This window comes from Candidatus Bathycorpusculum sp. (assembly GCF_009778815.1).
In the GTDB taxonomy this organism is placed as follows: domain Archaea; phylum Thermoproteota; class Bathyarchaeia; order Bathyarchaeales; family Bathycorpusculaceae; genus Bathycorpusculum; species Bathycorpusculum hydrogenotrophicum.
Genome location: NZ_WRFL01000119.1, coordinates 1 through 3,161, shown reverse-complemented (window position 1 = coordinate 3,161; position 3,161 = coordinate 1). Strand labels below are relative to the sequence as shown.

General features: G+C 45.8%; 4 protein-coding genes. All 4 read right to left on the bottom strand.

Annotation, left to right across the window (positions count from 1 at the left end; all coding sequences use genetic code 11):
• A partial coding sequence (locus FWF39_RS12195; RefSeq protein WP_343383709.1) for a hypothetical protein occupies nucleotides 1-266 on the bottom strand: 266 nt, incomplete at its 3' end.
• Between the two features lie 12 nt (nucleotides 267-278).
• Nucleotides 279-1,268, bottom strand: coding sequence for a DNA cytosine methyltransferase (locus FWF39_RS12190; RefSeq protein WP_343383708.1), 990 nt, complete (start codon nucleotides 1,266-1,268; stop codon nucleotides 279-281).
• On the bottom strand, nucleotides 1,261-2,028 hold the full coding sequence (locus tag FWF39_RS12185) for a site-specific DNA-methyltransferase (RefSeq protein WP_343383707.1): 768 nt from the start codon (nucleotides 2,026-2,028) through the stop codon (nucleotides 1,261-1,263). Before FWF39_RS12185 ends, FWF39_RS12190 begins: the two co-directional genes overlap by 8 nt.
• Nucleotides 2,029-2,083: 55 nt before the next feature.
• The coding region (locus tag FWF39_RS12180) for a DUF87 domain-containing protein (protein WP_343383706.1) at nucleotides 2,084-3,161 on the bottom strand (1,078 nt) is incomplete at its 5' end.

The window sequence follows — 3,161 nt, the reverse complement described above, 5'->3', positions numbered from 1 at the left end:
GGGTAGGGTTGAATTACAAGCCCCCTTTGAAGTAGTCTAGCGCAAATGACTCGTACTGAGGTGTATTGTCCAGATGTGGGTTTATGTGGTGCATGGATTTTACGGGCAATCTCGGAGGGTTTTAGCTCAATTTCTGAGGCATCAATTACATGACAAATTCTCTCTTCTACGGAATATCCTAAATTTCGACTTTGAGGACCAGTAACAGTTGTAACAGGTGTTACAACAGGTGTATGCTGCCGCTTAAGATCGTTAGAGTCAACCAAAAACAACCGAACCTAAAACTGATGCGCTAAGTTGGGTATGTGTGAATTTTCAAAGAAGTTAAGGATTAATTGTCCAATTTCAGCTATGACACTGGTGGTGACTGCGTTGCCTACCGTTTTGTATCGTTGCGTATTGCTGATTTCGATTTGTTTTCCTGTGGTGGTTAGGCCGTGTTTTGTCCAGTGGTCTGGGAAGCTTTGTAGTCGTTCACATTCCAGAGGGGTTAGTTTTCTTAGGCGTTTATCTGCTGTGTAGGTTGTTAGCATGGTTCCCTTGCCCCCAGCCGTACCCAGACGTGTCGTTAAGGTGGGCGATGTGTCAGCGTATATGCGCATTTTTCCAAACTGATAATTAACTATCAGGTAGGTGTCGTCTCCATGACTGTTTCCATAGCCGGTAGTAAGTGTACCGCAAACTTGCCCCCGACTCGGTTTAGCACCCATGTTGTTGCTGTTTCCGATAGGAAAAAACGTTCCTCCACCATGTTTGAGGGTAGTAAGATATGCGACAATGAAGACTCGGCGGCGGGACTGAGGTACTCCGAAAAATTTGCTGTTAAAAACCTTCCACTCGCAAATATACCCCAAGTTCCCCAGCTCTTCAAGGATTGTTTGGAAGGTTTGTCCTTTTTGGATATTAAGGAGTCCTGGGACGTTTTCGAGAAGTAGCATCTTGGGTTGTTTTTCTTTTGCAAGGCGTATAATTTCATAAATGAGTGTGCCGCGTGGGTCTTTGAATTCTGAGCGTTTGCCAGCAGATGAAAAGGGTTGGCAGGGAAACCCGCCGCAGAGTATGTCAAAGTCGGGCAGGTCTTGGGCTTGGACGTTTCGGATATCTTCCTCACACAATGACCCGTCGTTCCAGTGGTGGCGGTAGATTGAAGCGGCCCATTTATCCAACTCGTTAGCAAAGACTGTTTGGAACTGGTTGGAGGCTTTTTCAAGACCGTAACGGAAGCCGCCGATGCCACAGAAGAGTTCACATACTTTAAGGTCATTCACATGGTAGCCTCCACTCTGTTGTCGGTATGGAGGTTTGACTGTTTATGGCCTCATCTACCTGTTTTTGAGCAATAGCCGCATATTCGGGGGTTACTTCAATACCAACTGCGCTATATCCTTCCTGTAGAGAGGCCACTAAGGTTGTTCCTGAACCGCAGAAAGGATCCAAGATGGTTTCGTCCGGCTCACAAATTTTCACAAGATCTCTCATTAACTCTAGAGGTTTCTGCGTTTGATGCAACTTGTCTTTGTTCAAAGTTGGATAACGATAACAACCCCGCAGGACAGGAACGTTTCGTTTCAAACTCATAGCCCCTTTACTACCCCACAAAATGAATTCACATTGGCTGCGAAACCGCCCCAACTGTGGACGCACCATCTCGGTTTTATCCCACACAACCACACCCTTTACTAGCCAATCTGCCCACTGTAACGCCCACTTCAAAGCATCCAACTGCCAAAAATCAATAAACACACAAATGGGTGCACCTTTTTTGCAGACCCGCTTAGCCTCCCGCAGCCAAGCAGCACTCCACAACATCCAACTTAGCTGATCTTTGTTATCCCCCTCAAAGTTGGGCAGGGGGTTTTTTGCTTTCTTTGAAGTATACTTTACGCATGTAGGAGCTTGCCTATTTACCGTGTGTAAACCACCAGAGGCGTAGGGTGGATCAGTAATTATAGCGCCAAACGTGTTATCCTCAAAGCGGCGCAACACCTCCAAAGCATCACCTTGAATAACGCTGCAGTTTGGAGTCACACAAAAACCTCCGTCACCTTTAAAATAACAATAATAAGTCTAAGTGATTGGGTTTTCAAGTTGGAGGGCTCCTCTCGGTTGGTTTGGTTGTGAATATGTTGTATTCTTCGTTAGTTGCTAGAAAATCAATGGGCAGGTGTATGTCGCCTGCAACGATTAAGCCTTGGCCTTGGTTTAGTTCCAAAAGGGTTTCCATTTCTGCGGTTGATAAGCCAATTGTTTGGCCTGCCATGCGTATGGCTGACTCATCTTGTCTTAGCATGACTTTGGTAGCACAGTTTTCAATAACGGCTTTGCCTGCAGGGTTTTCAAGCACATCTGCAAGCCGTTGAGAATTTAAGAGCAGGGTTACGTTTCGTTTTCTTCCTCTACGTGAGACACCCTCAAGAAAACTGGCTGAAGCAGGCAATGCAGTGTAGAGCCAGAGCTCATCAATAATCACCAGTTTGGGTATGTGTAGGGGTAAGAATTTAGTGTTGTCAAGCATTTGCCAAATCTTGCTAAAAACCAAAACATTTGCCGCCTGAAAAGTTAAACTTCGCCTCTGCGTCATAGCCAACTGCCGATGCAAAGCACTAAGGTTAAAGACCATACGATGCGAGAAATTTTGTGTTTGCCCCATGGTTAGGAAGCTGTCGGTGCCTGTGACAAAGGGTGATAAGCGATCTTTTAGAGCGGGTGAACTGTTTTGATACACTTCCAGCAGATCGCGGCTTGCCCCCACTATGCTTCGAAGCTCCTGATAACTCCGATTATCCTCAACACCCACCAAATCAGCAAGAATGCCCGCAGCAGTATCTTTATTGTCGCTAAAAATTTGAATTGGATCAAGTCCTAACTGTTTCTGTGTTGTTATGTCCAGTACGTCTGCGCCAGAAAGCCTACCCACTTCGCCATACTCGTTTTCAGGGTCAACGATGTAGTAGGCGAGATTGGGATGTTTTTGCAATAGGCGTGTTAGGAGGATTTTTGAGGTGAAGCTTTTGCCTGCGCCGCTTTTTCCCATGATGATTATGTTTTGGTTCATGCGTAGGTGTGGGTCAAATACTATGGGTGCGCCTGTGAGTTGATTTATACCCAAAAAAACTCCACCCGGTGACTCGATTAGGTCGGCTGAAACAAACGGAAAAAAG